This window comes from Streptomyces spinosus, from assembly GCF_020400655.1.
GTDB lineage: Bacteria > Actinomycetota > Actinomycetes > Streptomycetales > Streptomycetaceae > Streptomyces > Streptomyces argyrophylli.
On record NZ_JAINRC010000012.1, the window covers coordinates 110,156 to 132,601 of the forward strand.

Genomic DNA, 22,446 nt, shown 5'->3' on the forward strand with positions numbered 1-22,446 from the left:
GCGGCATCCCCTGCGCGCCCCCCGTCAGCACGCCCCTGGGAACGCCGCCGGCTCAGGCCGACACCAGCAGGCGTCCCCGACGGGCGTACTCAAGGGCCCGCGGGCTGAGGACCGGACGCGGCACCAGGATGCCGCAGTCCGCGCACACCGGGCCGGACGACGGCTCGTGGTCCAGGCCGTACTTCCACACCAGGCGCTCACCGCCGCACACCGGGCACGACGAGCCCGGTTCCCGCTCCAGCGCGGCGATCAGCCGGCGCAGCACCACCGCCAGCGGCTCGCCGGGGTGCACCCGCGGGTCGTCGCACCAGGCGACCCCGAAGCCGCCCCAGGTCAGCCGGTGCCAGTCGTCCACGCTGCCCGGCCGGCGCAGCCCGTCGTGCTTCTCCTTCCTGCGTCGCTCGGTGAAGTCGGTCTCGTAGGCCAGCCAGACGTCCCGGGCCTCCTCCAGCTCCTCCAGCGCGGCCACGAGCCGCGCCGGATCGGGGGAGCGGTCCTCGGGACCGAACCCCGCCCGGGAGCACAGATGGTCCCAGGTCGCCCGATGCCCGTAAGGGGCGAACTTCTCCAGGCACTTGCGCAGCGAGTACCGCCGCAGCGCCAGATCACAGCCCGGATCGCGTACCTGTCTCGCCAGACTCCGGAAACCTGCCATCGCCCTGCACCTCCGTCACACCTGCACCTGTACTCCGGTCACTTCGGCGTCGTCGCACGGACGTCGTCGAATAGACGTATCGACAGGCGATTCGGCTCCATCTCTTCTCGGGATCTGTCTCCAGACTCCAGAAAGTGACGCATGTTCATCTTTAAAGCTGGGGATACCGGCGGTAACGTTCGGCCACCTCTGTCGCTAGGAGCTGCCATGCCACGGCGAACCCCACGTACCGCCCTTGACAGACTGAGAACGTCCCGCCGACTTCCCGGGTTCCTGAAGACCGCGTCCGTATGCGTCCTCGTCGCCGGTCTTCTGTCCCCCCTCACCCGGACGGCGGTGGCGGCGACCGACGCCACGGCCGCCAACGACTACTGCGGCGGCCGGTGTTCGGACATCCTGCCGCCCGGTGAGAACGGCAACGCGACGCTCGCCCAGATCCTGCTCAACCAGGCCTTCGGCACCCAGCCCGCACACGCCGAGGACCAGCTCGGCCCGTACGCCAACCTGGCCACCGGCTACAAGAGCCTGACCGACACCACGGTCAACACCTTCTTCAACGACGCCTCGTTCGGCGTCCCCGCCGACCAGGTCGCCTCCACCGAGAAGCCGGCCGGCCGCGGTGACGTGACCATCGTCCGCGACAAGAAGACCGGTGTGCCGCACATCACGGGCACCACCCGCTACGGCACCGAGTTCGGCGCCGGGTACGCGGCGGCCCAGGACCGGCTGTGGCTCATGGACGTCTTCCGGCACGTGGGCCGCGGCCAGCTGACCTCCTTCGCCGGCGGCGCACCCGCCAACCAGGGCCTGGAGCAGCAGTTCTACCGCAACGCGCCCTACACCGAGGCCGACCTCCAGGCGCAGATCGACAACGCGGTCGCCAAGAACGGCGCCCGCGGCCAGCAGGCCCTCGCCGACGTCAAGGCCTACCTCGACGGCATCAACGCCTACATCGACGCCTCGGACAGCGGCCGTTACTTCCCCGGCGAGTACGTCCTGACCGGCCACAAGGACTCGATCACCAACGCCGGCACCATAGAGCACTTCAAGGTCACCGACCTCGTGGCGCTCGCCTCCGTCATCGGCTCGCTGTTCGGCTCCGGCGGCGGCGGCGAGGTCGACAACGCGCTCTCCCTGCTGGCCGCCCAGGCCAAGTACGGCGTCGAGGAGGGCACCAGGGTCTGGGAGTCCTTCCGCGAACGCAACGACCCCGAGGCCGTCCTCACCCTCCACGACGGCCAGAGCTTCCCCTACGGCGCCAAGCCCGCCGACGCCCGGGGCGAGGCCCTGCCGGACGCCGGCTCGGTGACCCGGGAACCGCTGGTCTACGACCGTACCGGCAGCGCGGCCACCGCCGCCGCCACCGGCACCTCGGCCTCTGCGGCGAAGACCGTCCTCGGCTCCGCCCGGCGCGGCATGTCCAACGCGCTCGTGGTCAGCGGCAAGTACACCGCCAGCGGACACCCCATCGCCGTCTTCGGACCGCAGACCGGCTACTTCGCCCCGCAGCTGCTCATGCTCCAGGAGATCCAGGGCCCCGGCATCAGCGCCCGCGGGGCCTCCTTCGCGGGCCTGAGCATGTACGTCGAACTCGGCCGCGGCCAGGACTACTCCTGGAGCGCCACCACCTCCGGCCAGGACATCATCGACACCTACGCGGTCGAGCTGTGCCAGGACGACTACCACTACCTGTACCACGGCACCTGCACGGCCATGGAGAAGATCGAGCAGAAGAACGCCTGGAAGCCGACCACCGCCGACGGCACCGCCGCCGGGTCGTACACCATGCGCGCCTGGCGGACCGCGTACGGTCCCGTGGAGTACCGCGCCACCGTCGGCGGCAAGAAGGTCGCCTACACCGCCCTGCGCTCCTCCTACCTGCACGAGGCCGACTCCATCATCGGCTTCCAGATGCTCAACGACCCCGACTACGTCAAGGGGCCGCAGGACTTCCAGAGCGCGGCGCAGCACATCAACTTCACCTTCAACTGGTTCTACGCCGACTCCCAGCACACCGCCTACTACAACAGCGGTGACAACCCCGTCCGCGCGAGCGGTGTCGACAGCGAGTTCCCGGTGTGGGCGCAGCCGGCCTACGAGTGGCGGAACTGGGACCCGGCCACCAACACCGCCGACTACACCCCGCCCTCCGCGCACCCCAACTCCGTCGACCAGGACTACTACGTCTCCTGGAACAACAAGCAGGCCGAGGAGTACACGGCCGCGCCCTGGGGCGAGGGCTCCGTGCACCGCGGCAACCTGCTGGACGACCGGGTGAAGAAGCTGGTCGCGGCCGGCGGGGTCACGCGGGCCAAGCTGGTGCAGGCCATGGCGGACGCGGGCCTCGCCGACCTGCGCGCCGAGGACGTGCTGCCCAAGCTGCTCAAGGTGGTCACCTCCTCGCCGGTGACCGACTCCACGGCCGCCGCGGCGGTGAGCAAGCTCCAGGCGTGGGTGACCGCCGGCGCCAAGCGCACCGAGACGTCGGCCGGTTCCAGGAAGTACGCCGACGCCGACGCGATCCGCGTCCTGGACGCCTGGTGGCCGCTGCTGGTCAAGGCCGAGTTCGAACCCGGCCTCGGCAGCGACCTCTACACCGCGGTCACCGCCAACCTGCCGGTCGACGAGGCACCGTCGGCCGGTCACGGCCCGACCGGCTCGCACGCCGGCAGCTCCTTCCAGTACGGCTGGTGGTCCTACGTCGACAAGGACATCCGGGCGGTGCTCGGGGAGCCCGTGCGGGGCGGTCTGGCCCGGACGTACTGCGGCGGCGGCAGCCTCACCGCCTGCCGGGACACCCTGATCAGCACCCTGAAGCAGGCCGCCGGCCTGACCGCCGCCCAGGTCTACCCGGGCGACGACCAGTGCTCGGCGGGCGACCAGTGGTGCGCCGACTCGATCGTCCAGCGCACGCTGGGCGGCATCAAGCACGGCAGGATCAGCTGGCAGAACCGGCCGACCTTCCAGCAGGTCGTGGAGTACACCTCGCACCGCTGAGCCGCCACGGGCGGCGGGTCAGGCGATACGGCCCGCCGCCAGCACCACCCGCGCCAGTTCGGGGTGCACGATGTCGCTGTGCGCCCCGGACGGCGCGCCCCCGCGCCGGACCACGGCCGCCGCGTCCACGTTCACGCACCCCGACGCGGGCAGCCGGCCGCCGAGAGCCGCCGCCAGGTCCAGCCGCACGGTGCCCGGCACCGCCTGCGTCCCGTCGTGGCCCATGGCACCCCACCGGGGCCCGAGCACCGCCGCGATCTCGCTGCCCGCGCAGGCCCGGTCGTCCCCGGTCAGCCGCGAGGCCAGCGGGTAGAACGTGCCGAGGGCCGCGTCGAAGCGCGAGTGGCAGCACACCAGCGGGCCGTCGACGCGCCGCTGGAGGTCCTTGAGCGCGCCCGACCGGTCCGGGGCGTGCGGCAGCCGGGCCGCGAACGCGTAGTGCGAGAAGGCGCCCTGGAGCAGGGTCACCGACTTCACCGCGGTGACTTCCGCGGGCAGCCCGCGCAGCGCGAACGCCACCAGCCGGCCGCCGAAGCTGTGCCCGACCAGATGCACGCGCACCCCGGGCGCCGCCTTTGCCAACCGCCCCAGCAGCGGGCCGAGTCCCCGCTCGCCGACCGTCCCGGCCCGCCGTTTCATCTGGAGGTAGGTCGCCTGCCGCAGCAGTTCCTTCGCGCCGTCCCAGGGGTTCGGAAGGGCGAACCGGGGCGCGTCGCCGGACGCGTCGAGCGCGGCCAGGGCCTCGGCGAACCGCCGGCACACGGTCACCGGATCGTCGCCGGACACGGCCGGTTCGCCGTCCTCGTCCGTGTCGGCCGCCACCCCCTGCCCGTCGTCGTCCAGCAGCAGCCGCACCAGCCCGCCGAACTCGGCCAGCCCCCGGGCGCCGCCCGGCCGTTCGTCCAGCATCCGGGCCAGCCGGTCCAGCACGGTCGTCCGGTTCGGGAACGCCTGAAGCAGGGCACGCCGGGTGTCCTTGTCCAGCGCCGGGCGCGGCGCCGCCTCCGCCTCTTCGGCCGCCACGGACCTCGGGAGGTCCGGGATCGGCTCGTCGCTGAACCGCATCGACGGCCAGATCACGCCGACGTACCCCAGCCGGGCCCCCGGGGCCAGCGCCGGGAACGGCGCGAGGAAACGGCGGTACAACGCCGTCGCGCCCGAGCGGTCGTTGTTCCAGCCGTGCGAGAAGACGACCAGGTCACGGACGCCGAGGTCCGTGACCTGCGTCAGCAGGCGGTCGCGTTCGGGGCCGTCCACGTCCCCGTCCGCGTCGAAGGTCAGCTCCCAGTAGGGACTCACACTCATCCCGGGCTCCGCCATGCCAGACCCCCTAGCTCCCGGAGGAGGAGCGCTACGTGTACAGGAGATACCCCTTCCGGACCCGCCGGAACGCGGTCAGCTCCTCCTGCCAGGCGCCCGTCACCTCGTCGGTGCCGGCGCCCGCGTCGATCATCGTGCGGACCCGGGCGGAACCGGTGAGCTTGTCGATCCAGTCGTCGGGCCGCCAGGCGAAGCCGCTCCACGCCTTCCTGGCGGTGACCAGCAGCGCGATCCCGGTGCGTACGGGGTCGTAGGCGGCCCGGTCGGTGACGTGGACCTGCACCCCGCCGACCGTCCTGCCCTGGAACTTGGAGAACGTGGGCGCGAAGTACGCCTCCCGGAACCGCACACCCGGCAGGCCCTCCTCGTTCGCGGCGGCGGCCCAGCGGCCGTCGAGGCCCTCGGCGCCGAGGAGTTCGAAGGGCCGGGTCGTGCCGCGCCCCTCCGAGAGGTTGGTGCCCTCGAACAGACAGGTCCCGGAGTACACCAACGCGGTGTCCGGCGTGGGCATGTTGGGGCTCGGCGGCACCCAGGGCAGCCCGGAGGTGTCGTAGAAGCCGGAGCGCTTCCAGCCCGACATGCGGACGGTCTCCAGCGGGACGGGCGTGGCCAGGAACTCGCCGTTGAACAGGCGGGCCAGTTCCGCGACGGTCATCCCGTGCGCCTGCGCGATCGGCTGCCGGCCGACGAAGGTGGCGAACTCCTTGTGCAGCACCGGGCCCAGCGCCTCGCGTCCGGTCACCGGGTTCGGGCGGTCCAGCACGACGAACCGCTTGCCGGCGAGCTGGGCCGCCTCCATGCAGTCGTAGAGCGTCCAGATGTACGTGTAGAAGCGGGCGCCCACGTCCTGGATGTCGAAGACGACGGTGTCGACGCCGGAGGCGGTGAAGACGTCGGCGAGCGGACGGCCGCTCTTCAGGTACGTGTCGTACACCGGCAGGCCGGTCGCCGGGTCGTCGTAGCGGCCCTCGGAGCCGCCCGCCTGCGCGGTGCCCCGGAAGCCGTGCTCGGGGCCGAAGACCGCCGTCAGCCGGACGCGCGGGTCCCGGTGCACGACGTCGACGATGTGCTCGGCGTCCCTGGTGATGCCGGTGGGATTGGTGACGACGCCGACGCGCCGGCCGTCCAGGACCGAGTAGCCGTCGGCTACGAGTCTCTCGAAGCCGGTGTGCAGACGCGCACGGTGTCCGGGCGCGGGGGCGGGCAGGGCCGTTGTCGTCGCCGAGGCGAGAAGGGTCCGTCGGGACAGGGGCATGGGGACCTCCGGTGAGTGGGCACGTGCGGGCCGTCCGGGTTGCTCGCGCACACGCGGCGGAGCCGCATGCCGGCAACGCCCCGCGCCCCTAGAGGTTGGTGCAGTCACCCTTTCTTTTACACATACCGACCGGTTAGTCTGGCGATCGCTGAGCCGAGTCGCACCGTGTCGAAGGAGACCGATGGTGGAAGCCGTGCAGGATGCGGGAGTGGTCGTCACCGGAGCCGGTGGCGGGATCGGGGCGGCGCTTGCCCGGCGGTTCGCCGCGGAAGGGGCGCGGGTCGTGGTGAACGACCTGGACGCCGGGAGGGCGAAGGCGGTGGCCGAGGAGATCGGCGGGACCGCCGTGCCCGGTGACGCCTCCGCGATCGTCGCCGACGCCCGCGACGCGCTCGGCGGCACGGTGGACGTCTACTGCGCCAACGCGGGCGTCGCCTTCGAGGACGGCGACCTCGCGGGCACCCTGGACGAGAAGACCTGGGCCACCTCCTGGGACGTGAACCTGATGGCCCACGTCCGGGCCGCGCACGCGCTGCTGCCCGACTGGCTGGAGCGGGGCGGCGGGCGGTTCGTCTCCACCGTCTCCGCCGCCGGCCTGCTCACCATGATCGGCGCGCCCTCCTACAGCGTCACCAAGCACGGCGCCTACGCCTTCGCCGAGTGGCTGTCGCTGACGTACCGGCACCGGGGGATCAAGGTCCACGCCATCTGCCCGCAGGGCGTCCGCACCGACATGCTCGCCGCCACCGGCAGCGCGGGCGACCTGGTGCTCCAGCCGACCGCGATCGCGCCGGAGGCCGTCGCCGACGCCCTGTTCGAGGGCATCGCGGAGGACCGCTTCCTGATCCTGCCGCACCCCGAGGTCGCCGGTTTCTACCAGGCGCGGGCCGGCGAGCCCGACCGCTGGCTGACGAACATGAACCACCTCCAGCAGAAGTGGGAGGCCGCCCGGTGACCGCCTCCCCGTACGCGGCCCGCCCCTGGCTGGCGCTGCTGACCGAGGCCCAGCGCGCCCCGGTGGACCCCGCCGACTCGCTCGTGCACGCCCTGCGCGACGCCGTCGCCCAGGCCCCCGACCGCACCTTCCTCGCCTACTTCGACGGCCGGATCAGCTACCGGGAGGCCGACGAGCTGAGCGACGCCGTCGCCGCCCACCTCGCCGCGCGCGGCCTGGAGCGCGGCGACCGGGTGGCCGTCCTGCTGCAGAACTCCCCGCACTTCGTGCTCGCCGTGCTCGGCGCCTGGAAGGCCGGCGCGACCGTCGTCCCGGTCAACCCCATGTACAAGTCCGGGGAGGTGGCACACGTCCTGCGGGACGGCGAGGTGGCCGCGCTGATCTGCTCCGACCGGGCCTGGGAGGCGTATCTGAGGCAGACGGCCGCCGGTTCGCCCGTGCGGATCGTGCTCACCGCCTGCGAACGGGACTTCCAGACCCGCGACGACCCGCGCGTGCTGGGCTTCGAGCGACTGCCCCGGGCCCAGGACGCCGACGACCTGGTGGCCGTCGCCCGGCAGGGCGGCCGGGCCCCCGAGGGCCGCTCGCCGCGCCCGCAGGACATCGCGCTGATCAGCTACACCTCGGGCACCAGCGGCACGCCGAAGGGCGCCACCAACACGCACGCGAACGTGATGCACAACGCCGAGCGGCAGGCCGCCGGGCTCGGCCTGCCCGAGGCACCCGTGTACTACGCGCTCGCCCCGCTGTTCCACATCACCGGCATGGTCTGCCAGTTCGGCGCCTGCCTGGTCGGCGCCGGGACCCTCGTGCTCACCTACCGCTTCGAGCCCGGCGTCGTCCTGGACGCCTTCGCCGAGCACCGCCCGCACTACACCGTCGGCCCCTCCACCGCCTACATGGCGCTCGCCGCCCGCCCCGACGCCACCCGCGAGCACTTCGCCTCGTTCGTGAACCTGTCGTCGGGCGGCGCCCCCGTGCCGCCGGCCCTGGTGGAGGCGTTCCGGGAGCGCTTCGGGCCGTACATCCGCGTCGGCTACGGCCTCACCGAGTGCACCGCCCCCTGCGCCTCCGTCCCACCGCACCTTCAGGCGCCCGTGGACCCGGTCTCCGGGACGCTCTCCGTGGGCCTGCCCGGCGCCGACACGGTCGTGCGCATCCTGGACGAGCAGGGCGCGGAGGTGCCCTTCGGGCAGCACGGCGAGATCGTCGTGCGCGGGCCGCAGGTGGTGCCCGGCTACTGGCGGCGGCCGGACGCCACCGCCGAAACCTTCCCGGACGGCGAGCTGCGCACCGGCGACATCGGGTTCATGGACGAGCGGGGCTGGCTGTACGTCGTGGACCGCAAGAAGGACATGATCAACGCGTCCGGCTTCAAGGTGTGGCCGCGCGAGGTGGAGGACGTCCTCTACACCCACCCGGCGGTGCGTGAGGCGGCCGTCGTCGGCGTCCCCGACGGGTACCGTGGCGAGACCGTCAAGGCCTATATCAGCCTCCGTCCGGGGGCCGAGACGGACCCGGGCGAACTCGCGGCGTACTGCAAGGAGAGACTGGCCGCCTACAAGTACCCGCGACAGGTGGAGATCCTGCCCGACCTGCCCAAGACGGCGAGTGGGAAGATCCTCAGGCGGGAACTGCGTTCCCGCTAGCAGCGAGTGACCTCACGGAAAGGCAGGTGGCGGCAGTGCCCAGGACGACGGACGGAGACGGGACGCCCGTCCCGCAGCGGCTGCTGGCCGCCGCCACCCGGCTCTTCGCGGAGCAGGGCTACGACCGCACCTCCGTGCAGGAGATCGTGGAGGCGGCCGGTGTCACCAAGGGGGCGCTGTACCACTACTTCGGCTCCAAGGACGACCTGCTGCACGAGGTGTACGCGCGCGTGCTGCGTCTCCAGCAGGAGCGGCTGGACACCTTCGCGAACGCCGACGAGCCGGTGGAGAAGCGGCTCAGGGACGCGGCGGCGGACGTCGTCGTCACCACGATCGACAACCTCGACGACGCGATGATCTTCTTCCGGTCCATGCACCACCTGAGTCCGGAGAAGAACAAGCAGGTCCGCGCCGAGCGCCGGCGCTACCACGAGCGCTTCCGCGCGCTCGTGGAGGAGGGCCAGAAGGCGGGCGTCTTCTCCACGGCGACCCCGGCCGACCTGGTCGTGGACTACCACTTCGGCTCGGTCCACCACCTGTCGACGTGGTACCGGCCGGACGGCCCGATGGGCCCGCAGGAGGTGGCCGACCACCTGGCCGACCTGCTGCTGCGGGCCCTGCGGCCGTAGCGGACCTCGCAGGGGCTGAGGGGCCCTGCGGCCGGAGCGGAGACCTCGCGGGCCGGGGGGCCTGCGAGGCACCGGCGGCCTCAGAGGTACTTCTTCAGCTCCCGGCGGGCCAGCGACCGCTGGTGGACCTCGTCCGGGCCGTCGGCGAGCATCAGCGTGCGGGCGCTCGCGTACAGCTCGGCCAGCGGGAAGTCCTGGCTCACCCCGCCCGCGCCGTGCAGCTGGATCGCCCGGTCCAGGATGCCGACCACCGCGCGCGGGGTGGCGATCTTGATGGCCTGGATCTCCGTGTGGGCGCCCTTGTTGCCGACGGTGTCCATCAGCCAGGCCGTCTTCAGCACCAGCAGCCGCAGCTGCTCGACGGTGACCCGGGCGTCGGCGATCCAGTTCTGGACCACCCCCTGCTGGGCCAGCGCCTTGCCGAACGCCGTACGGGTCACGGCCCGCCGGCACATCAGCTCGATCGCCCGCTCGGCCATCCCGATCAGCCGCATGCAGTGGTGGATGCGGCCGGGACCGAGCCGGGCCTGCGCGATGGCGAAGCCGCCGCCCTCCTCGCCGACGAGGTTCGCCACGGGCACGCGCGCGTGGTCGAAGACGACCTCGGCGTGGCCGCCGTGCGAGTGGTCCTCGTAGCCGAAGACCCGCATCGCGCGCTTCACGGTGACACCCGGCGTGTCGCGCGGGACCAGGACCATGGACTGCTGGCGGCGGATGTCCGCCCCGTCCGGGTCCGTCTTGCCCATCACGATGAAGATCGCGCAGTCCGGGTTCATCGCCCCGGAGATGTACCACTTGCGGCCCGTGACGACGTACTCGTCGCCGTCCCGCTCGATGTGCGTGGTGATGTTGGTGGCGTCCGAGGACGCCACCTCCGGCTCGGTCATCGCGAACGCCGAGCGGATCTCACCGGCCAGCAGCGGCTCCAGCCACTGCTTCCGCTGCTCCTCGGTGCCGAACTGGGCCAGCACCTCCATGTTCCCGGTGTCGGGCGCGGCGCAGTTGGTCGCGGTCGGCGCCAGGTGCGGGGAACGGCCGGTGATCTCGGCGAGCGGCGCGTACTGGAGGTTGGTCAGTCCGGCGCCGTACTCGGCGTCCGGGAGGAAGAGGTTCCACAGACCCTGCCTGCGGGCCTCGGCCTTCAGCTCCTCGACCACGGCCGGCGTGTCCCAGGGGGAGGCCAGCCGCGCCCGCTGCTCCTCGGCGACCGCCTCGGCCGGGTACACGTGCTCGTCCATGAAGGCGAGGAGCCTGCCGCGCAGCTCCTCGGTGCGCGCGTCGAACGCGAAGTCCATGCCGGTCAGCCTTCCTGAAGGGTCGTGAGTCCGTGGTCGATGAAGACGGGCACCAGGTCGCCGATGCGGTCGAAGCCGCGGCCGACCGTCTGGCCGAGCGTGTACCGGTAGTGGATGCCCTCCAGGATCACGGCGAGCTTGAACCAGGCGAACGCCGTGTACCAGGAGACGGCCGAGACGTCCCGGCCGGAGCGGGCGGCGTACCGCTCGACCAGCTCCCGCGGGTCGGGGTGCCCCGGCGCCTCGGCGGTCGTGGACACGGGCGAGTCGGGCATGCCGAGCGGCAGGCTGTACATCACCAGCAGGCCCAGGTCCGTGAGCGGGTCGCCGAGCGTGGACATCTCCCAGTCGAGGATCGCCTTGATGGTGTCGTCCTCCCCGATCAGGACGTTGTCCAGGCGGTAGTCGCCGTGGACGACCGCCGGGGCGGGGGAGGCGGGCAGCCGGCGGCCGAGAGCCGCGTGTAGCTCGTCGATGCCCGCCAGCTCGCGGTTGCGGGAGGCGTCCAGCTGCTTGCCCCAGCGGCGCAGCTGGCGGTCCAGGAAGCCCTCGGGGCGGCCGAAGTCGGCGAGGCCCACCTCGGCGGGGTCCACGGCGTGCAGTTCGACCAGCGTGTCCACCAGGGACAGCACCGCGTTGCGGGTGCGCTCCGCGCCGAGCGGGGCGAGCTGGTCGGCGGTGCGGTACGGCGTGCCCGCCACGAACTCCATGACGTAGAAGGGCGCCCCGAGCACCTCCTCGTCCTCGCACAGCAGCAGCGGGCGGGGGACCGGCACCCGGGTCGGGTGCAGCGCGCTGATCACGCGGTGCTCGCGCTTCATGTCGTGCGCGGTGGCCAGCACGTGGCCGAGCGGCGGCCGGCGGACGACCCACTCGGAGGTGCCGTCCGAGAGCGCGTAGGTGAGGTTCGAGCGTCCGCCCTCGATCAGCCGTCCGGTCAGGTGGCCGTTCACCAGACCGGGGCGCTCGCGGTCGAGCAGGGCGCGCAGCCGGTCCAGGTCGAGACCGGGCGGGTGGTCGGCGCTCATACGTCACTCCTACGAACGGGCGAACAAGTCCTGGACTCATGATGCCGACCGGTCGGTATGCCGTCCAGTGCGCGTGGTGAAGATCGGGCGGAACGTGACCGGAGCCACGATAGGCCGACGGCCCCCGGGCGTGCCGCCCGGAAGCCGTCGCCGTTCCTCCCCGGTGGGTCAGTGGTCGTCCCAGTGGTCCCCGTGCTCGGCGTGCCGGTGCCCGTCGTGCAGGTAGTCCACGTGGTCGCCGTGCCGCACCTGGGCGTGCCCGCACTCGTCGTGGTGCACGTGCTCATGGCCCGCGTGGACGGCGTGTCCGGCCGGCTCGCACTCGTCCCAGTGGCCCTGGTGCTCCCGGTGCAGATGGCCGTCGTGGACGTAGTCGACATGGTCGCCGTGCGGCACGGCGTCGTGCCCGCAGTCCGGTCCGTGATGGTGCGTCGCGTGCTCGGCGTGTTCCTGGTGGACGGTGGTCATGGTGCTCACCTTCGAGGGGTGCGGGGTGTCTGACGCCGGAAGACTGCCACGCGAAAGCCGCGTACCGGGACATTGCGGTCATGTGGCGTCGGAGTACCCCGTAGGGCCCGCGTACCCCTCGGGACCGGCGTACCGCGGATCACCGAGGCACTGCGGCACTGCGGCACTGCGGCACCGAGGGTGCGCCGGCCGCCGCCACCGGTCGCGTCGGACCGGGCCCTGGAGCACCCGTCGGACCGGGCCCTAGAGCACCAGTGCGGCCGCGCACACCGCCATCGCCACCGCGCACAGCACCGCCGCCGTCGCCCGGCGCGGGGCGAGGGCGGGCGGTGGGGTGCCGGCCGCCAGGGCGTGGATGCGGAGGTGGGCGACCCGGAGGAAGGCCAGGAACAGCCCGCAGCACAGCGCGCCGAGGACGACCGCGCCGGCCGAGGCGCCGCCGTGCAGCGCCGCCCGCACGGCCAGTACGGCTGCCACGGCGGCCGACAGGGTCGTACGCCGCCAGGCCAGCCGGGTGCGCTCCGGCTGGAGCCCGGGATCCCGCCCGGCGCCCGCCTCCCCGGCACTCACCCTTCCCACCCCACCAGGACCACCAGCACCATCGCGACGGCCACCACCGCCACGACCAGGCTCAGCAGCACGGGGAAGCGGGACGCGGGCAGGTCCTCGCCGCGGCGCATCGCACGCTCGCAGCGCACCCAGTGGTTCACCGCGCGCAGGGCGCACAGGACGCCGGCCGCGAGCAGGGCCAGCGCGAGACCGACCCGCCAGGCCCGGCGCAGGTCCGGGAGGAACTGGTCCACCGCGAATCCGCCGCCGATCAGCGCCAGCGCGGTGCGCAGCCAGGCGAGGAACGTGCGCTCGTTGGCCAGCGAGAACCGGTAGTCGGGGGTCCCGCCCTCGTCCCGCAACCGCTCCGGCGCGAACCACAGCCGGATGTTCCGTACGAATTCGCTCACGTGGCCGACCCTACCCGGCGGTCACCGGGCCGCCCGGAACGCCCGCAGCCGCTCGTAGGCCGCCAGCCCGTCCGGCACCCACTCCCACTCGCCGAGCCGCCGCGCGACCTCCTCCTCGGGCAGGAAGGCGTGCCACTGGACCTCCTCCGCCTGCGGCCGCACCGGCAGCTCGCAGCGGACCTCGTACACCGCCGACCACCAGCTGTTCCCGGCACCGTCGTCGTAGAGGAACTTGAAGAGGAACTCCGGCCGGGGCAGCCCGGTCACGCCCAGTTCCTCCTCCGCCTCCCGCAGCGCCGCCTCGTCGTAGGTCTCGCCCGCGCCGACGACCCCGCCGACGAACAGGTCGTACAGGGAGGGGAACACCAGCTTGGTCGCCGTGCGCCGGTGCACGAAGAGCCGGCCGGCCGCGTCCCGGGCCTCGATGAAGACACAACGGTGGCGCAGCCCGCGGGCATAGGCCTCGCCGCGCGGATACCGACCGACGACCCGGTCGTGCTCGTCGACGATGTCGAGAATCTCGTCAGCAGGATTCATGCCGGTCATTCTCGACGGAAGGGCCCGGCACGACCGGCCGGGGTCGCCTTGGCCGGAGGCGTCTCGATCTGGCGGGCCTCTTGTGCGGGCGGGGCCGTCTGGATGAGGGCCGGGCCGTCACGGGGCCGGGTGGGGCTGCCCCCGGCCGTGGGTGGGGCCGCCCCCGGCCGTGGGCGGGGTCGCCCCGGTCGGGCGTGACGGCTGCCCCGGTCGGCCAGGGCCCCCGGTCCCGGGAGGCGGCAGGGGCCGGCGGGGTCGGTTCAGCGGCGTTGGAGGTCTCGGGGGTCCGGTTCCTGTTCCGTCGTGCCGCACGGCATCGCCGGGTGCAGGCCGAGCAGCACGATGCCCGCCACCACCGCCGCGAGTCCGGCCGCCTCCCCGGCCAGCGCGCCGACGTCGGTGCGCAGCCGGTCGCCCATGAAACCCACCCCGCACAGGATGCCGGCCAGCGGCTCGGCCGCCGTGAGCGCCGGCAGCGACATGCGCAGCGGGGCGGTCTCGAACGCGCTCTGCACCAGGACGAGACCGGTGACCCCGCAGGCCACCACCCCGTACGGCTGCCAGCCGGAGAACAGCTCGGTGAGGCCGCCGGCGGAGAAGCGGGTCCCGCTCACCCGGGTCAGCGCGTCCTGGACGCCGTAGAGCAGTCCGGCCGCCAGGGCCAGCAGCACCGGACCCCAGCTCAGCCGGGACCGCTTGGCGTACGTCGTCAGGACCAGGGCCACGCCCACCACCGCTCCGATGATCAGCCAGTGCCGCAGCGGATCGGTGACCGCCGTGCCGCCGCGCGGCTCGCCCGCGACGATGAACGCGCTCACCCCGCCCGCGAGCAGCAGCAGCCCGGCCCAGCCCTGACGCCCGAGGGGTTGCCCGGTCTGGTGCCGGGAGAGGGCGAGGGCGAACAGCAGGTTGGTCGCGAGCAGCGGCTCGACCAGGGAGATCTCACCCTTGCCGAGGGCGATCGCACCCAGCACCATGCCGGCCACCATCAACCCGAGGCCGCCCAGCCAGCGCGGTATCCGCATGAGGTCGATCAGCAGGCGGAAGGAGAGGAAGTCGCTGAGCGGTGCCTTCTGCGCCGCGTTCTGCTGGAGCACGAACCCGAAGCCCAGGCAGCAGGCCGCGCTCACGGCGAGAAGGAGAACCAGAACCGACACGCTGTGTACCTCGATCATCCGGCCGTACCACGGGCGGTAGTGGCCGACTGTAGCGCTCCCGGGACGACATTGCCCCGGAAGTACCCGGAACCGGGCGATTGACTCGTCGTGGTCCGGGTCTGACTCGCCATGGTCCGGGGGCGGGACGCGCGGCGCCATGGCCTACGCCACAGAAGCCGGGGCGCACGCCCCGGAAAACGAGATGGCATACGCCACAGGAACGTTCCCGGACCCGGGTGGCCGCGACCCGGCCCACCTGCGCCGGGACGATCAAGTTCCGCTTCACCCAAGGAAGTTGAAGCTCGCATCATCGCCGTTCCGCTTGACGCAACCCCTGCCTGGGGGTTTGCTGTGCGTGATCGGTCGATGGCAGCCCGAGAAACAGGAAGTCCCGCGGTGCCCCCTCTCCCGCCCCTGCTCGGCGCTCGCCGGGCCCCCACGGAACCGTCCGGCGAAACCGCCGAGGACGCTTCCGTGGCCTTCGACGCCGCCCTCGACGACGAGGAACTGCGCACCGCGCGGGCCTCCTTGGCCCAGGGCCGGCGGCAGGCCGCCCGCTCCCTGCTGGTGCACACCGGCGACGACTGGGACCGCCGCGGCCACCGCCTCACCGTGCTCGCCCAGGACGCCCGTTCCGCCGCCTGGGCGACCGACTGGCTGACCGCCGAACCCGGCTCCGCCGACGCCACCACCCTGCTCGCCCTGGCCCTGGTGCACCGCGCCGTGTGCGGCAGGGAGGCGCCCGGCCGGGCCCGCGAGGCGTGCGACACGGCCGCCGCGCTGGCACCCGACGACCCCACCCCCTGGCTCGGCCGGCTGCTGCTCGCCCGCGCCCTGGGCCCTGAGCGCGAGGTGCTCGCCGCCTTCGCCGGGCTGCGCCGCCGCCACCCCGAGCACCACCACGCCCACCACCTGCTGGTCGCCCGCCTCGCCGAACGCCCCGCGAGCGGCCGTGCCGAGGCCCACGAGGTGTACGACGTCGCCGAACTGGCCGCCGCCGAGGCCCCCGCCGACTCCCCGCTGGCCGTCCTGCCGGTCGTCGCCTACGCCGAACGCCACCGGGTCCTCGCCGCCACCGGCCTCGCCGCCACCGACACCGCCGCCCGCGGGCACTGGTCCGGCCCGCGCGCCCGGCGCATCCTGCGCGCCTGCTTCGACTGGTGGCTGGAGTGGGAGCACGACGAGCACCCGCGCCGCCACGTCGACCTGAACCACCTCGCGTTCGCCCTGTCCTGTGCAGGCCGCCCGGCCGAGGCGGCGGCCCTCTTCCAGCGCATCGGCGCACACGCCACCCCGGCGCCCTGGTCGTACGCGCACCCCGACCCCCTGGCGGCCTTCCGGACGGCCCGCGCCCGCGCGCTCGGGCACTGAGACACCGGGGCCCGGGCGCGCGGGCGCGAGAAGCGACGCGCGCCAGAACCGGTGCGCACGGGAAGCGCTGCACGCACGACACGTAAGAAGTGATTACGGAAATCTGACCAGTGGTCCGAACGCCTGGCCCCGCGCGGCCCCGAGTGCTCGAATGAACACGTGAACGCTGAACGATCCGAGGAACAGGCGCACGAGCGGGACGGCAGGCCCATCGGCCGCCGCGTCTTCCTCGGCACCCTCGGCCTGGGCGCGCTCGGCGTGGTCGCGGCACCCGCGCTGCAACGCGGCGTCGAGGGCTTCCTCGGCGGCGTCGCCGGCAAGGACCCCACCGGCCTGACCGGTCTGCTGCCCAACGGCGGCGGCTTCCGCTACTACTCCGTCGCCGCCTCCGTGCCGCCCAGGACCGCCGCGGACTACCGCCTCACCATCGACGGCCTGGTCGACCACCCGCGCGGCTACACCCTCGACGATCTGCGCGCCCTGCCACAGACCCGGCTGGTCAAGGACGTCCAGTGCGTCACCGGCTGGCGGGTCCCCGGCACCCCCTTCGAGGGCGTACGCCTGTCCCACCTGCTCGACGCGGCGGGCGTCCGCTCCTCCGCCAAGGCCCTCCGCTTCACCTGCTTCGACGGCACCTACACCGAGAGCCTCACCCTCGCCCAGGCGCGCCGTGCGGACGTGCTGGTCGCCCTGCGCATGCTGGACAAGGACATCGGCCACGACCACGGCGGCCCGGTCCGGCTCTACGTCGCCCCCATGTACTTCTACAAGTCCGCCAAGTGGCTCTCCGGCATCACCGTCACCGACCGGGTGAAGCCGGGCTACTGGGAGAACCTCGGCTACGACGTCGACGCCTGGGTCGGCCGCTCGAACGGACGCGACGATGAGCCTACGAGCTGAGACCCCGGCCCCGCCGAGCGCCCGCGTCCACCGCTTCACCCGCGCCGAACGCTGGGTGCACCGCGCGACGGCCGCGCTGATGGGCGTGTGCGTGGTGACCGCGGCCTTCCTCTACGTCCCCCAGCTGGCGGTCCTGGTCGGCCGCCGGGAACTGGTCGTCCGGGTGCACGAGTGCGCGGGGCTCGCGCTGCCGGCGCCGGTCCTGCTGGGCCTGGCTTCCCGCGCCTTCCGCGCCGACCTGCGCTTCCTCAACCGCTTCGGCCCGCACGACCGGGTCTGGCTGCGCGCCGCGCTGCGCCGCGACCGACGCCCCGCATCGCGTCCCGCGGGAAAGTTCAACGCCGGCCAGAAGGTCTACGCCGCCTGGATCGCCGGCGCGACGCTGGTCATGCTCGGCACCGGTCTGATGATGTGGTTCACCCGTCTCACGCCGCTGATGTGGCGGACCTCGGCGACCTTCGTCCACGACTGGCTGGCCCTGACGATCGGCGTCGTCCTGGCCGGCCACATCGGCATGGCCCTGGGGGACCCGGAGGCCAGGCGGGGACTGCGGACGGGAACGGTGACGGGGGAGTGGGCGCGCAGGGAGCACTCCCTGTGGCGCCCGTGACGCCGCGACACCGGCCGCTCGTTTCCCCGAGCGCCCTCAGAACTCCAGCAGCACCTTGCAGGACCGCTCCCGGTCAGCGGCCAGCGCGAACGCGGACCCGGCCTCCCGCACCGGAACCACAGCGCTGACCAGGCCGTCGAACTCCCCACGGGCCGCCAGTAGTTCGAGCGCGACGTCGAACTCGGCGTCGAACCGGAACGCGCCCCGCAGTTCGATCTCGCGGCTCACCACCAGGTTCCCGGCGAACGGCGTCCGCCCGGTCGGCAGCATCCCGAGCTGGACGACCACGCCTCCGCGCCGCACCCGCCGCAGACAGGTGTCCAGACCGGCGCCCACCCCGGACGCCTCCACGGCCACGTCCACCTCCGCCGGCCACCCGGGATCGTCCGGATCGTCGGCCCGCACCAGCGTGTCGGCTCCGGCGACGGCCGCGTACCCCAGCGCCTCGGGCACCAGGTCGGTCACCGTCACCCGTGCCGCGCCCGCCGCCTTCGCCGCCGCGACGACCAGGCACCCGATCGGCCCGGCCCCGGTGACCAGGACGTGCCGTCCGGTCACCTCCCCGGCCCGCCGCACCGCGTGCAGCGCCACCGACAGCGGCTCGGCCAGCACGGCCCGGCGCAGCCCGAGCCCGTCCGGCAGCGCCCTCAACTGGCCCGCCGGGACGGCCACTTGCTGCGCGAACCCGCCCTGCACGTGCGGAAAGCGCGCCGCACTGCCCAGATAGCGCGTGTCGCGGCACACGTTCGCCCGCCCGTCGGCGCACTCCGGGCACGTCCCGCACGGCGTGGCCGGGTGCACGGCGACGGCCGTACCCGGGGCGGGGCCGGTGGCCCCGGGGCCGTAGGACACGACCGTGCCGGCCACCTCGTGCCCGAGCACCATGGGCTCGCGGAGCAGGAAGTCCCCGACCCCGCCGTGCCGCCAGTAGTGCAGGTCGGACCCGCACACTCCGCCGTACCGGACCGCCACCAGCGCCTCGCCGGGCGCGGGCCGAGGGGGCGGCAGCTCCTCCACCCGCAGCTCACCCGCCCCGTGGATCACACACCCCAGCACGCCCGCCGCCCCTTTCACAGCACGCTCGTCATGCCGCCGTCGACGTACAGCACCTGACCGCCGACGAAGTCCGCCGCGGGCGAGGCCAGGAAGAGCAGCCCGCCCACCAGGTCCTCGGTACGGCCCCAGCGCCCGGCCGGGGTGCGGCGGCGCACCCACGCGCCGAACTCCTCGTCCTGGACCAGGGGCCGGGTCAGCTCGGTCTCGATGTAGCCGGGGCCGAGGCCGTTGACCTGGACGCCGTACGGCCCCCAGTCGGCGCACATGCCCTTGGTGAGCATCTTCAGCGCTCCCTTGGTCGCCGCGTACGGCGCGATGCCCGGCCGGACGACCTCGCTCTGCAGCGAGCAGATGTTGACGATCTTGCCGTGGCCGCGGGCCGTCATCCGCCGGGCGGCCTCCCGGCCGACGAGGAAGGCGCTGGTGAGGTTGGTGTCCAGGATGCGGTGCCAGTCGGCGTCCGCGAACTCCAGCAGCGGGGCGCGCAGTTGCATGCCCGCGTTGTTGACCAGGATGTCGAGCGGGCCCACCCGCTCCTCGACGTCCGCGATCCCGGCGGCAACGGCCGGACCGTCCGTCACGTCGAACACCGCCGTGCGCACCTCGCCGGGGAGGTCCGCGGCGGCTTCGGCCAGCCGGCCGGCGTCGCGCCCGTTGAGGACCACCGTGCACCCGGCCTCGGCCAGGCCCCGGGCCAGCGCGAGACCGATGCCCCGGCTGGACCCGGTGACCAGGGCCGTACGGCCGCTGATGTCGAAGAGGGGGTGAGCCGTCATCGCCGTGCCCCTAGACGATCAGGGAGAGGAGCAGGACCAGGCCGCCGGCGACCACCGAGATGATCGTCTCCATCACCGACCAGGTCTTCACGGTCTGCCCGACGCTCAGCCCGAAGTACTCCTTCACCAGCCAGAAACCGGCGTCGTTGACATGGCTGAAGAACAGCGAGCCCGCGCCGACGGCCAGGACGAGCAGGGCCGCGTGCGTGGTCGACATGTCGGCCGCGAGCGGCGCGACCAGGCCGGCCGCCGAGACCGTCGCCACCGTCGCCGAACCGGTCGCCAGCCGGATCGCCACCGCGATCAGCCAGGCCAGCAGCAGCGCCGGGATCGACCAGTCCTTGGAGATGTCCAGGATCATCTGGCCCACGCCCGAGTCGATCAGCGTCTGCTTGAAGCCGCCGCCCGCGCCCACGATCAGCAGGATGCCGGCGATGGGCATCAGGCCCTTCTCGACGGTCTGCTGGAGCCGGTCCCTGGTGAACCCGGCGGGCCGGCCCAGCGTGAAGAAGCCGACGATCACGGCGGCGAGCAGCGCGATCAGCGGGGAGCCGACGACGTCGAAGACGCGCTGGGTCGTGTCCGTGGCGTCGTCGACGACGATGTCCACCAGCGCCTTGGCCAGCATCAGCACCACCGGCAGCAGCACGGTGGCGAGCGTGGCGCCGAAGCCCGGACGGCGCTCCAGCTCCTCCGAGGCGCGCTGCGGCAGCATCCGGTCCGGCGCCGGCACGTCCACCCAGCGGGCCGCGACCTTCGAGAACAGCGGACCGGCGATGATCACCGTCGGGATGGCGACCACGATGCCGAGAGCCAGGGTCACGCCCAGGTTGGCCTTGACCGCGTCGATGGCGACCAGCGGGCCGGGGTGCGGCGGGATCAGGCCGTGCATCACGGACAGACCGGCGAGCGCCGGGATGCCGATGCGCATCAGCGAGTAGTTGCCGCGCCTGGCGACCATCAGCACGACCGGGATCAGCAGCACGATGCCGACCTCGAAGAACAGGGGCAGGCCGATCACGGACGCGATCAGCACCATCGCCCAGGGCATGGCGCGCCCGCCGGCCTTGGCGAGGATCGTGTCCACGATCTCGTCGGCGCCGCCGGAGTCGGCGAGCAGCTTGCCCAGGATCGCCCCGAGCGCGATCAGGACGCCGACGCCGGCCACGGTGGAGCCGAGTCCGGTGGTGAAACTGGTGATGGCCTTGTCGAGGGGCGCCCCGGCGACCGCCCCGAGCGTCAGCGACCCGATGGTCAGCGCCAGGAAGGCATGGAGCTTGAACTTGGTGATGAGCAGGACGATGACGGCGATGCCCACCAGGACGGCTATGCCCAACTGGGCGTGTCCTGCGGAGGTGATCGGCGGAGGCGCGTCCGCTGCCAGCATCTCGACGCTGAGTCTGGTCACGGGGGTTCCCTTGCGGTTACGGGGGTGTTCTGACGGGCGCTACTGAGCGCTGCCCGCGGTGTCGGGAAGCAGGCCGAGTGCCTGTACGGCGCGCTCGGTGATCTCCTGGGGGCTGCCGCTGACGTCCACGGCGACTCCCGCCTCGTCCGGCTCCAGCGGCTGGAGCGTCGCGAACTGGGAGTCCAGCAGCGCGGTGGGCATGAAGTGCCCCTGACGCTGCGACATCCGCTCCTCGATCAGCTGCCGGTCACCCGTCAGGTGCAGGAACACGACCCCGGGGGCCACGGCCCGGAGCCGGTCGCGGTACGACCGCTTCAGCGCCGAGCTGCTGACCACCCCGCCCAGTCCGGCCCGGCCGTGCGCCCAGTGCCCGATGGCCTCCAGCCACGGCCACCGGTCGGCGTCGTCGAGCGGGATCCCGGCCGACATCTTGTCGATGTTGGCCTGGGGGTGGAAGTCGTCGCCCTCGGCGTACGGCACGCCCAGTCGCGCGGCGAGCAAGGGACCGATCGTGGTCTTGCCCGTCCCCGCGACGCCCATCACGACGACGACCTGGGGGGTTCGCATCACTGCCTCGCTGTCTTCCTCGACATCGACGCCACTGCGGCGTCGCCACACTGAAACCCATTAGGTACGACGAATTCAAGAGTCTGTGACGTATAAGTCTGACTTTTTGTCGCTGTGATCCACGCCGTACGCTGAGTGCATGAGCACACCGGGCCGGGGGCTGCACGGCCATGTACTGGACACCCTCGGCCCCGCGATCACAGCGGGCGAGTACCCGCCGGGCAGCGTGCTGCGCACCGACGAGCTGGCCCAGCACTTCGAGGTGTCGCGCTCCGTGATGCGCGAGGCGGTCCGCGTGCTCGAGTCCATGCACCTGGTCGAGTCCCGCCGCCGGGTGGGCGTCACCGTCCGCCCCAGGGCCGAGTGGAACGTCTACGACCCGCAGGTCATCCGCTGGCGTCTGGCGGGCGCCGACCGGCCGCACCAGCTGCGCTCCCTCACCGTGCTGCGCTCCGCGGTCGAACCCGTCGCTGCCGGCCTCGCCGCGCAGCACGCCACGGCCGAGCAGTGCGCCGAACTCACCGAGTGCGCGCTCGGCATGGTGGCCAACTCACGCGGTCACAAGCTGGAGAAGTACCTGGTCCACGACATCGCCTTCCACCGGGTCGTGCTGACCGCCTCGGGCAACGAGATGTTCGCCCGCCTCGGTGACGTCGTCGCCGAGGTGCTGGCCGGCCGCACCCATCACGAGGTCATGTTCGAGGACCCCGACCCGGCGGCCGTCACCCTGCACGTCCAGGTGGCCGAGGCGGTCCGCGCGGGTGACGCCCCCCGCGCGCAGGAGCTGACCCGGCAGATCACCGTGGGCGCCCTGCAGGAACTGGACATCCTCGCGCCCTAGGGTCCGACGGGCC

At 72.9% G+C, this 22,446-nt stretch carries 22 protein-coding genes; 8 read left to right on the plus strand and 14 right to left on the minus strand.

From position 1 onward, the window contains the following. Nucleotides 1–52: 52 nt before the first annotated feature. Nucleotides 53–655, minus strand: coding sequence for a hypothetical protein (locus LG395_RS23030; RefSeq protein ID WP_171157826.1), 603 nt, complete (start codon nucleotides 653–655; stop codon nucleotides 53–55). Nucleotides 656–862: 207 nt separating this feature from the next. Here LG395_RS23030 and LG395_RS23035 point away from each other — a divergent pair, with 207 nt between their 5' ends. Further along, nucleotides 863–3,652 carry a penicillin acylase family protein gene (locus tag LG395_RS23035; protein ID WP_225811062.1) on the plus strand — a complete coding sequence of 930 codons (2,790 nt, stop codon included), beginning with the start codon at nucleotides 863–865 and terminating at the stop codon, nucleotides 3,650–3,652. 18 nt (nucleotides 3,653–3,670) lie between these two features. Here LG395_RS23035 and LG395_RS23040 read toward each other — a convergent pair whose 3' ends face one another. Then, nucleotides 3,671–4,972 carry a serine-threonine protein kinase gene (locus LG395_RS23040; RefSeq protein WP_225811063.1) on the minus strand — a complete coding sequence of 434 codons (1,302 nt, stop codon included), beginning with the start codon at nucleotides 4,970–4,972 and terminating at the stop codon, nucleotides 3,671–3,673. Nucleotides 4,973–5,003: 31 nt separating this feature from the next. Beyond that, complete coding sequence (locus tag LG395_RS23045) at nucleotides 5,004–6,227, minus strand: exo-beta-N-acetylmuramidase NamZ family protein (RefSeq protein ID WP_225811064.1); 1,224 nt, start codon at nucleotides 6,225–6,227, stop codon at nucleotides 5,004–5,006. A 181-nt stretch (nucleotides 6,228–6,408) separates the two neighbouring features. Here LG395_RS23045 and LG395_RS23050 point away from each other — a divergent pair, with 181 nt between their 5' ends. Genes LG395_RS23050 through LG395_RS23060 form a run of 3 tightly spaced genes read left to right on the plus strand, consistent with a single transcriptional unit; the run spans nucleotide 6,409 to nucleotide 9,460 of the window. Beyond that, entirely contained in the window at nucleotides 6,409–7,182 is a 774-nt protein-coding gene (locus LG395_RS23050) for an SDR family oxidoreductase (RefSeq protein WP_225811065.1), read from the plus strand. Next, on the plus strand, nucleotides 7,179–8,831 hold the full coding sequence (locus tag LG395_RS23055) for a class I adenylate-forming enzyme family protein (RefSeq protein ID WP_225811066.1): 1,653 nt from the start codon (nucleotides 7,179–7,181) through the stop codon (nucleotides 8,829–8,831). The genes LG395_RS23050 and LG395_RS23055 overlap by 4 nt, the downstream gene beginning before the upstream one ends. Before the next feature lie 35 nt (nucleotides 8,832–8,866). Beyond that, the gene (locus tag LG395_RS23060) at nucleotides 8,867–9,460 is read left to right on the plus strand and encodes a TetR/AcrR family transcriptional regulator (protein ID WP_171157838.1); all 594 of its coding nucleotides are present in this window, start codon (nucleotides 8,867–8,869) and stop codon (nucleotides 9,458–9,460) included. An 80-nt stretch (nucleotides 9,461–9,540) separates the two neighbouring features. Here LG395_RS23060 and LG395_RS23065 read toward each other — a convergent pair whose 3' ends face one another. The 7 genes from LG395_RS23065 to LG395_RS23095 form a co-directional block, all read right to left on the minus strand. Then, nucleotides 9,541–10,755 carry an acyl-CoA dehydrogenase family protein gene (locus LG395_RS23065; protein ID WP_171157839.1) on the minus strand — a complete coding sequence of 405 codons (1,215 nt, stop codon included), beginning with the start codon at nucleotides 10,753–10,755 and terminating at the stop codon, nucleotides 9,541–9,543. A gap of 5 nt (nucleotides 10,756–10,760) precedes the next feature. Further along, complete coding sequence (locus tag LG395_RS23070) at nucleotides 10,761–11,783, minus strand: phosphotransferase family protein (RefSeq protein ID WP_225811067.1); 1,023 nt, start codon at nucleotides 11,781–11,783, stop codon at nucleotides 10,761–10,763. Nucleotides 11,784–11,951: 168 nt separating this feature from the next. Beyond that, entirely contained in the window at nucleotides 11,952–12,251 is a 300-nt protein-coding gene (locus tag LG395_RS23075; protein ID WP_225811068.1) for a hypothetical protein, read from the minus strand. 243 nt (nucleotides 12,252–12,494) lie between these two features. Continuing rightward, nucleotides 12,495–12,821, minus strand: coding sequence for a DUF202 domain-containing protein (locus LG395_RS23080; RefSeq protein ID WP_225811069.1), 327 nt, complete (start codon nucleotides 12,819–12,821; stop codon nucleotides 12,495–12,497). After that, nucleotides 12,818–13,210 (minus strand): YidH family protein, encoded by a 393-nt coding sequence (locus tag LG395_RS23085; RefSeq protein ID WP_171157846.1) that lies wholly within the window; start codon nucleotides 13,208–13,210, stop codon nucleotides 12,818–12,820. The genes LG395_RS23080 and LG395_RS23085 overlap by 4 nt, the downstream gene beginning before the upstream one ends. A 21-nt stretch (nucleotides 13,211–13,231) precedes the next feature. Next, nucleotides 13,232–13,747: an NUDIX domain-containing protein gene (locus tag LG395_RS23090; RefSeq protein WP_171157848.1), complete on the minus strand. Its 516-nt coding sequence runs from the start codon at nucleotides 13,745–13,747 to the stop codon at nucleotides 13,232–13,234. Nucleotides 13,748–14,007: 260 nt separating this feature from the next. Then, the gene (locus tag LG395_RS23095) at nucleotides 14,008–14,904 is read right to left on the minus strand and encodes a DMT family transporter (protein WP_171157850.1); all 897 of its coding nucleotides are present in this window, start codon (nucleotides 14,902–14,904) and stop codon (nucleotides 14,008–14,010) included. A gap of 396 nt (nucleotides 14,905–15,300) precedes the next feature. On the opposite strand from LG395_RS23095, the gene LG395_RS23100 reads away from it, so the two are divergent. The 3 genes from LG395_RS23100 to LG395_RS23110 all read left to right on the plus strand — a co-directional run bounded on the left by LG395_RS23100 (nucleotide 15,301) and on the right by LG395_RS23110 (nucleotide 17,785). Continuing rightward, nucleotides 15,301–16,275, plus strand: a complete 975-nt coding sequence (locus LG395_RS23100) for an amino acid adenylation domain-containing protein (RefSeq protein WP_171157851.1) — start codon at nucleotides 15,301–15,303, stop codon at nucleotides 16,273–16,275. A gap of 159 nt (nucleotides 16,276–16,434) precedes the next feature. After that, on the plus strand, nucleotides 16,435–17,175 hold the full coding sequence (locus LG395_RS23105) for a molybdopterin-dependent oxidoreductase (RefSeq protein WP_225811070.1): 741 nt from the start codon (nucleotides 16,435–16,437) through the stop codon (nucleotides 17,173–17,175). Then, nucleotides 17,159–17,785, plus strand: coding sequence for a cytochrome b/b6 domain-containing protein (locus LG395_RS23110; RefSeq protein ID WP_171157855.1), 627 nt, complete (start codon nucleotides 17,159–17,161; stop codon nucleotides 17,783–17,785). Before LG395_RS23105 ends, LG395_RS23110 begins: the two co-directional genes overlap by 17 nt. A 36-nt stretch (nucleotides 17,786–17,821) precedes the next feature. Here the strand turns inward: LG395_RS23110 and LG395_RS23115 are convergent, their stop codons facing one another. From LG395_RS23115 to LG395_RS23130, 4 genes are read right to left on the minus strand one after another with little or no spacing between them, the layout of a single operon-like run. Next, complete coding sequence (locus LG395_RS23115) at nucleotides 17,822–18,841, minus strand: L-idonate 5-dehydrogenase (RefSeq protein WP_225811071.1); 1,020 nt, start codon at nucleotides 18,839–18,841, stop codon at nucleotides 17,822–17,824. A gap of 14 nt (nucleotides 18,842–18,855) precedes the next feature. Further along, nucleotides 18,856–19,617, minus strand: a complete 762-nt coding sequence (locus LG395_RS23120; RefSeq protein ID WP_225811072.1) for an SDR family oxidoreductase — start codon at nucleotides 19,615–19,617, stop codon at nucleotides 18,856–18,858. Nucleotides 19,618–19,627: 10 nt separating this feature from the next. Next, entirely contained in the window at nucleotides 19,628–21,025 is a 1,398-nt protein-coding gene (locus LG395_RS23125; protein ID WP_171157860.1) for a GntP family permease, read from the minus strand. Nucleotides 21,026–21,064: 39 nt separating this feature from the next. Next, nucleotides 21,065–21,592 (minus strand): gluconokinase, encoded by a 528-nt coding sequence (locus LG395_RS23130; RefSeq protein WP_086696628.1) that lies wholly within the window; start codon nucleotides 21,590–21,592, stop codon nucleotides 21,065–21,067. A 139-nt stretch (nucleotides 21,593–21,731) separates the two neighbouring features. Here LG395_RS23130 and LG395_RS23135 point away from each other — a divergent pair, with 139 nt between their 5' ends. Next, complete coding sequence (locus tag LG395_RS23135; RefSeq protein ID WP_225811073.1) at nucleotides 21,732–22,433, plus strand: FadR/GntR family transcriptional regulator; 702 nt, start codon at nucleotides 21,732–21,734, stop codon at nucleotides 22,431–22,433. The last annotated feature ends 13 nt before the right edge of the window (nucleotides 22,434–22,446 follow it).